Source organism: Roseobacter sp., from assembly GCF_024639605.1.
Taxonomy (GTDB): domain Bacteria; phylum Pseudomonadota; class Alphaproteobacteria; order Rhodobacterales; family Rhodobacteraceae; genus Roseobacter.
Window position 1 is genome coordinate 1 of the sequence record NZ_JAHEHZ010000155.1, and the last position, 7,205, is coordinate 7,205.

The 7,205-nt window shown below is 60.7% G+C and carries 5 protein-coding genes and 1 pseudogene; 1 reads left to right on the forward strand and 5 read right to left on the reverse strand.

The window, feature by feature from the left end:
• Nucleotides 1-817: nuclear transport factor 2 family protein (locus Q0M35_RS15760; RefSeq protein WP_295316987.1), on the forward strand; the 817-nt coding region annotated here is incomplete at its 5' end.
• 10 nt (nt 818-827) lie between these two features.
• Here Q0M35_RS15760 and Q0M35_RS15765 read toward each other — a convergent pair.
• From Q0M35_RS15765 to Q0M35_RS15785, 5 genes and pseudogenes are all read right to left on the reverse strand, one after another.
• Nucleotides 828-2,240: a sigma-54 dependent transcriptional regulator gene (locus Q0M35_RS15765; protein WP_295316989.1), complete on the reverse strand. Its 1,413-nt coding sequence runs from the start codon at nt 2,238-2,240 to the stop codon at nt 828-830.
• Complete coding sequence (locus Q0M35_RS15770) at nt 2,233-4,461, reverse strand: PAS domain-containing sensor histidine kinase (protein WP_295316995.1); 2,229 nt, start codon at nt 4,459-4,461, stop codon at nt 2,233-2,235. The genes Q0M35_RS15765 and Q0M35_RS15770 overlap by 8 nt, the downstream gene beginning before the upstream one ends.
• Nucleotides 4,462-4,592: 131 nt before the next feature.
• Complete coding sequence (locus tag Q0M35_RS15775) at nt 4,593-5,957, reverse strand: sigma-54 dependent transcriptional regulator (RefSeq protein WP_295316991.1); 1,365 nt, start codon at nt 5,955-5,957, stop codon at nt 4,593-4,595.
• Between the two features lie 3 nt (nt 5,958-5,960).
• On the reverse strand, nt 5,961-7,049 hold the full coding sequence (locus tag Q0M35_RS15780) for an ATP-binding protein (protein WP_295316992.1): 1,089 nt from the start codon (nt 7,047-7,049) through the stop codon (nt 5,961-5,963).
• A pseudogene (locus tag Q0M35_RS15785) lies at nt 7,046-7,205 on the reverse strand (tRNA dihydrouridine synthase DusB); the annotation flags it as partial. The pseudogene Q0M35_RS15785 and the gene Q0M35_RS15780, both read right to left, overlap by 4 nt.

Sequence of the window (7,205 nt, forward strand, 5' to 3'; positions counted from 1 at the left end):
CCTTACGTCGTTCACCGGTGTGCAGCGGCGCGAGGATATCTTTTTTGCCGGTCTGAACGAGATTGACGGTTTCCAGGGCCGATGGACCTGTTCGATGGGCCATCTGATGGCACTTTTCGATGCGCCGTTTCTGGGGATCCGTCCGCACGGCAAAATCGCCATGCTGCGCTATGCGGAATTCAACCAGGTCGAGGACGGGAAGATAACACGGTCGGCACTCTTTGTGGATCTCATTCACCTGATGATGCAGGCCGGGCTTACCCCGCTCACGCACGAGCAGACCGGCGCACACCTCGTGCAGCCGGGACCACGCACCCATGACGGGCTGCATTTTGCTCCTGCCGATCCTGCGGCGTCGGCCATAACGCTGGCGCGGATCAACGCGATGATCGGCAGTATCAACCACGCCAATGCCGCCGCAAAGCCACCGACGCCACGCGAAGAGCTCTCGCGTGACTGGAACGACGACATGATCTGGTGGGGGCCGGCCGGGATCGGGGCCACCGCGACCATCGACCGCTATATCGTACAGCACCAGGGTCCGTTCCGGCGCGGCATTACCGATCGGGTCTATAACGGGCACCTCTGCCGGATGGCCGAAGGAAATTACGGCGCGTTTTTCGGCTGGCCCAACCTGACGCTCATCAATGGCGGCGGTTTTATGGGCCTGCCGGCCACGGATCAGCCTGCAGACATGCGCGTCGTGGATGTCTACCGGCGCTCAGGCGACAAGCTCTCGGAAAACTGGGTCTTCATCGACATCCTGCATTTTCTGAAAATGCAGGGCGTCGATGTGCTGGCGGATATCGCCTCCTGATAAGGCCGGGTCAGTCGACCGGATCCACTTCCTCGTCCACATGAGCCACCCGCGCACCGGACCGGGCCGATGTCACCACACCCAGCGATTTCAGTTTGCGGTGCAGTGCTGAGCGTTCCATGCCGACAAAACTTGCGGTGCGCGAGATGTTACCACCAAAGCGGTTGATCTGCGTCAACAGGTATTCGCGCTCAAATGCCTCGCGTGCCTCGCGCAGTGCCAGTGTGGCCAGCGCGCCGGACAGGACGACGCGGCTTTCGCTGTCATCGCCGTTTTCCTCGCCGGGCAGCTCTTTGGCCTCGATCTGGCCGTTGCCGTCGCCGAGGATCAGCACCCGCTCCACAAGGTTCTTGAGCTGGCGCACGTTGCCCGGCCAGATCATGGTCTGCAGCAGTGCCACCGCGTCATCGCTGAGCTCGCGCAGCGGCAGGCCCTGGGACGCATTCATTTCTGTGATGAAATGCCGTGCAAGTTCGGGGATGTCCTCGCGGCGCTCTTCCAGAGAAGGTACCTCAATCGGCACCACATTGAGCCGGTGGTAAAGTTCTTCGCGAAAGGTGCCGGCGGTGATCGCCTGCTGAAGATCGCGGTTCGTAGAGGAAATGACCCGCAGATCCACGCGCACCTTGTCGTTGCCGCCGACGCGCTGAAACTGCTGGTCGACCAGAACGCGCAGGATTTTTGACTGCGTGCCGACGGGCATATCAGCGACCTCGTCGAAATAGATGATACCGCCGTGGGCTTCTTCGAGCAGACCGGGCTCAACCCCGCGTTCAGGTGTCTCGCGGCCAAAGAGCACTTCTTCCATCCGCTCAGGCGCCACCCCGGCGCAGTTGACGGTGACAAAAGGCGCTGAGGCGCGGTTGGAATTGGCATGGATATAGCGCGCGGCGACTTCCTTGCCGCTGCCGGCAGGGCCGGTGAGCATCACGCGACCGTTGCTTTTGGTGACCTTGTCGAGTTGTCCCGTCAGCGTGCGGAACGCAGCCGAAGTTCCGATCATATCGGACTGGGTAACATCGCGGCGGCGCAGGCTCTGGTTTTCGCGGCGCAGGCGGGATGTCTCCATCGCCCGCCGGATCACCACCAGCAACTGATCGATGTTGAACGGCTTTTCGATGAAATCATAGGCACCCTGTTTGATCGCGGCGACGGCGATTTCGATATTGCCGTGTCCGGAGATGATCACCACCGGCACATCAGGGTTATCGCGCCGGACGGTCTTGAGGATATCGATGCCGTCCATCCGGCTGTCTTTCAGCCAGATATCCAGTACGATCAGCGCCGGCGCTTCGCTGTTAATCGAGGCCATCGCATCATCGGAATTGCCGGCGAGGCGCGTCGCATAGCCCTCGTCTTTCAGAATGTCCGAGATCAGTTCGCGGATATCGCGTTCATCATCAACGATCAGAATATCACTCATGGGCCAGAAGTCCTTCCTGCGGAGGTTTGCTTTGCACGGCGGTGTCAAGGCACGGCAGTGTCACCACTGCCATTGCGCCGTAACGGGTCTGCCCGTCGAAAACAGGCGCGTCGTCGAGCACCAGCGTTCCGCCGTGCTCTTCAATAATCTTTTTAACGATGGGAAGGCCAAGACCGGTGCCCTCGCTGCGGGTCGTCACATAAGGCTCAAAAAGCCGTGCGCGGTCCTCCGGCAATCCGATCCCGTTGTCCGCGACGCGGATCTCCGCGCGGTCGCCCTCTCGGGTCATGTGAACCTGAATTTCCGGGGAAAAACCCTCTGGGATACCTTTTTCTTTCAGACTTTCAATGGCTTCGCCTGCATTCTTAATCAGGTTCGTGAGTGCCTGAGAGATCATGGTGCCGTCGAGTTCCGCCTCGATTACAGCTTCAGGCAGATCAGCTTTGATCGTGACATCAGGCTGGCCGGTCTGCTGCAACAGTACCGCATCCCGCACCAGCTGGCTGAGATTCAGTGGTTTACGTTCCGGCTCCGGCATCCGTGCGAATTTGGAGAACTCATCGACAATCCGGCGCAGATCGCCGGTTTGCCGGATGATGACGCCGGTCATCTGTTCCAGTGCGTCGCTGTCCTCGCCCACCCGGTCGGAAAACTTGCGTCTGATGCGTTCGGCCGAGAGCTGAATGGGCGTGAGCGGGTTTTTTATCTCATGTGCGATGCGGCGTGCAACGTCGCCCCAGGCGGCCATGCGTTGTGCGCTCACCAGATCGGTCACATCGTCAAACGCAATCACATAGCCTTCGAGGCGGCCTTCTTCTGAGCGCCGTGTGGCCATACGCACCAGCAGGTTTTCCTGACGGCCCTGGCGACTGACGCGAACCTCGGCCTGAGCCTCTTCACCCGGAGAATTCCGGATCGAGCTGAAAAGAGGTCCGAACTCCGGGACCGCAACGGTGATGGCCACTGCCTCATGGCCCTCCTGCCAGTCGAGCAGCCGTTCAGCGGAACGGTTCACGAAAGTAATCTGGCCTTCCGGATCGAGCCCGACCACACCGGAGGTGACGGAACTCAGCACGGAATCAAAGAGCCTGCGCCGGCGCTCAATCTGTTCGGTGTTGTCGATCAGTGTCTCGCGCTGCACCTTCAGCTGTTTGGTCATCTGGTTGAAATACCGGCTGAGCATCGCAATCTCGTCGTCCCCGGATTCCTCGCGGACCTGCACATCAAGATCTCCCGCACCGACCTGCTGCGCCGCTCCTGTGAGCCGGCCGACGGGCCCCGACAGACGCTCGGCAAACCACAGGCCCAGCCAGATCGCCGCAAGGATCAGGATCAGCGCAAAGGCAAGATACAAAAGGCCAAACTCAAAAAGCAGCCTTCCCCGTTCGCTTTCAAGCTGCTGGTAGAGCCGTACGGTTTCCTGGGTTTCATCGAGCAGGGCCAGAATATCGCCGTCCACGTCCCGGCTGATGTAGAGATAGCGGTCGATGAAGGCGTTAAGCTTAACCAGCGCGCGGAACTCGTTGTTAGGCCAGTCTTCGATGACTACCACATCGGTTTCCTGCGCTTCGGTGATGTGCTCAGGTGTCGGTTGCTCGTAGTCGAAAAGATAAGAGCGGTCGCCGCGTGCCCGGATATCGCGGGTGCCATCGATGAGATAGGCCTCTCTTAATCCGCGCTGAATCTGGCGCTGGCCGTCGCTCAGCAGTTCGCTGTCGGAGATGAACACGCCCGCGCGGCGGGCCTCGTCGATACTGCGCGCGAGCGCGAGCGCGTCTTCGGCCAGGTCTTCACGCTGCTCGGCCTCATAGGCCTGAGCTGCGGCCAGTGATGTGCCGACCACGCCGCGCACCCGGTCGGAAAACCAGCCTTCAAGACCGACATTCACCGTAAGTCCTGCAAAAATTGCGACGGTTACAGTAGGCAGCAGGGCCAGAAGGGCGAAAACGACCGTCAGGCGCAGGTGCAGGCGGGAGCCTGCGGATTTGGCGCGCCGTGCTGCGATCAGCCGGGCGACCTGGGCCAGGACCAGGGCCGCAACCACGAGAATATAGACAAGATCGGCAAGCAGTATCAGCCGCAGACTGAGCGTTGTGCTGGCCTCGCCGAGAGGCCCGAGAATGAGATAGGTGGTGAGCGCCAGCACAGGGCCCAGAACCACCAGACCCAGCGTTGCTGCGTTGCGCACACGCCTGATGCGGCGCAAACGCCCCAGCCTCAGCCGCAGTGACTTTTCCACACGGGACGCCACCCGATATCCTCACCTATGATGTGGCGCTTTGCGCGCCAACCGCTCTATTATGTGGTCTTCACGAGGGGTGTCCCTCCTGCGCCACGGTTTGTGTTGCGGTTTTACATCAATTTACGGCGACGTGTCACCTCAATATCGAGGTCAGTGATCTTTTTCCTGAGCGTATTCCGGTTAATCCCCAGTAAATCAGCGCATTTTGCCTGATTTCCGCCAGTTGCTTCCAACGCGATTTCGATCAGAGGAGCCTCGACCTCCTTCAGAATCCGCGCATAGAGCCCCGCGGGTGGCAGCATATTGCCGTGCAGATCGAAATACCGGCGCAGGTGGCGCTCCACCGAAGCCCCGAGCTTTTCGGTATTGCCTGCCGCACGCATCGGTTCCAGATCAGGCTGCGCGCCCAGCACCTGCTCGACTTCCGCGGCTGTGATTTCAGCCGCGCGGCTGGTCAGGCCGAGGCGGCGGATGGCGTTTTCAAGCTGGCGCACGTTTCCTGGCCAGGAATAGTTGCGAAAGATCGTGGCGGCGTCATCAGACAGCGTGCGCGGTGATGCTCCGGCCGCTTCGGCGCGACCGAGAAAGTGCTCGGCCAGCAGCGGAATATCATCGACGCGCTCACGCAGCGCCGGCACCGTCAGGGTGGCGCCGGTCAGGCGGTAATAAAGATCCTTGCGCATCCTGCCTTTTTCCATCGCGGTATTGAGATCGGACTGGCTGGTGGCCAGAAAGCGCGGTGAATAATCGCCGGGCGTATCCATCATCCGCACCAGTCGCGCCTGCAACTCGTCGCTCAGATCGCTGATCTCATCGATCAGGAGCGTGCCGCCCTTGACGCGCGCAAGAAGCCGTAACGGGCCTTCGAGTTCTTCAAGATCGGTGCCGTTGGCGGCCACAAAAGGCAGGTTCCGCCGGTCGGAAAAGTCGTGGATTGCGCGCGCGATCAGCGATTTTCCGGTCCCGGATTCGCCCCAGATCAGTACCGGCAGGTCGGTATTCATCACCCTGGCGATGATCCGGTAGAGCGACTGCATTACGGCCGTGCGTCCTACCAGCGGCAAATCGTCGGGCTTGTCATCTGAAGGGTCCGGCGCGCGGCGGCTGTGTGCGCGGCTTTCCAGCGCCCGCGCCGTGCGCTTCATCAGATCGGGCAGATCAAACGGTTTGGGCAGATAATCATACGCCTCGGCCTCGGCGGCCTGAATGGCCGTCATTATCGTGTTCTGCGCCGAGATCACGATGACCGGAAGCCCGGGGCGGTCAGCGGATATTTTGGGCAGCATCTCGAGCCCGTTGCCGTCAGGCATCATCACATCTGATATCACCACATCGCCTTTTCCCTCGCCCACCCAGCGCATCAGCGTTGTGAGGCTTGATGTGGCGTGGACTTTGCACCCCGCGCGGGTCAGCGCCTGGGTCAGAACCGTGCGGATCGTGCGGTCGTCATCGGCAACCAGTACTGTGCCATCCATTCTTTAAACCTCCTGAGAAATATCCGGCGCGTCCTCTTTGGGCGCGCGCGCCAGTGAAATGCGGAAAACGGTGTGCCCGGGCACCGAAGTGACTGAAATCCAGCCGCCATGATCGGAAATAATTTTGCTCACGAGGGCGAGACCGAGGCCGGTACCGTTTTCGCGGCCCGAGACGAAGGGATCGAAAACGTCGCCTTTGATGTTCTCCGGCAGCCCGGGACCATCATCAATGATCTCGATCTGCAAAGGCAGAGACTGGCCCGACCCGTCCGACCGCCGCAGCCGGAAAGAGTGCTCGAAATAGCTGTGCAGACGGATTGTACCGCGGGCACTGCCAGAGGCCTCTGAAGCATTTTTTAACAGGTTGAGCACCACCTGAAGCAGCTGGTCCGGATCACCGAACGCCATCGGCAATGAAGGGTCATAATCCTCGATGATCTTCATGTGCGCCCCAAAACCCAGAAGTGCCGAGCGGCGTGCGCGATCCAGTACGTCGTGAATGTTTACGGGACGGAAATCGGGTGCGGAGAGGTTGCCGAACTGTTCAACCTGGCTCAGCAGTTTTACGATGCGGCGGCTCTCCTCGACGATCAGATCGGTCAGTTCCAGATCTTCTGCGCCGAGGTTCATGCTGAGCAGTTGCGCCGCCCCGGTGATCCCTGCCAGCGGGTTCTTGATTTCATGAGCCAGCATTTCGGCCATGCCGATCGCGGATTTGGCTGCGGCTTTCACGGAATGGTTCTGCGTCATGCGGCCGGCCAGTTCGCGTGGCGAGATCATCAGGATCATATGGCCGGGGTGATTGGCAAGCGGGGCGACCTGCAGATTGGACTGCATCGGCGCGCGTGAACCGCCGCCCACATCCACGTCGTTCACAAACAGTGGCGTACCTGCCGCACGCGCCCGCTCAAAGGCATTCTCGAGCGGGTCATTTACCGCAATCTGGTCCCAGACCGGCGTGCCGCACACTGTCTTGGCCGAGAGGTTGAGAAAACCCTCTGCCGCCGAATTGATATCCACGATCCGGTCGTCCGGCCCGATGATAAGCGTGGGCACCGGCAGGCTTGCCCAGATCGACTGGTCATTGTTCATGCCGCGACCTCCGGGCAGGCGTCACAGGCTCTGGCGATCAGCCGCAGCACAGACTTGCTGTCATCTGCTGTCAGCACCGCGCGTCGCAGATCCTGTGGCGTGCCGGCGGTGTCCATATACCACCCGAGATGCTTGCGCGCGACGCGCACCCCGAGT

Coding starts and splice junctions, on each gene's coding strand:
- Q0M35_RS15775 (WP_295316991.1), bottom strand. CDS start 5,957: ATGGATGGCACAGTACTGGTTGCCGATGACGACCGCACGATCCGCACG.
- Q0M35_RS15780 (WP_295316992.1), bottom strand. CDS start 7,049: ATGAACAATGACCAGTCGATCTGGGCAAGCCTGCCGGTGCCCACGCTT.
- Q0M35_RS15765 (WP_295316989.1), bottom strand. CDS start 2,240: ATGAGTGATATTCTGATCGTTGATGATGAACGCGATATCCGCGAACTG.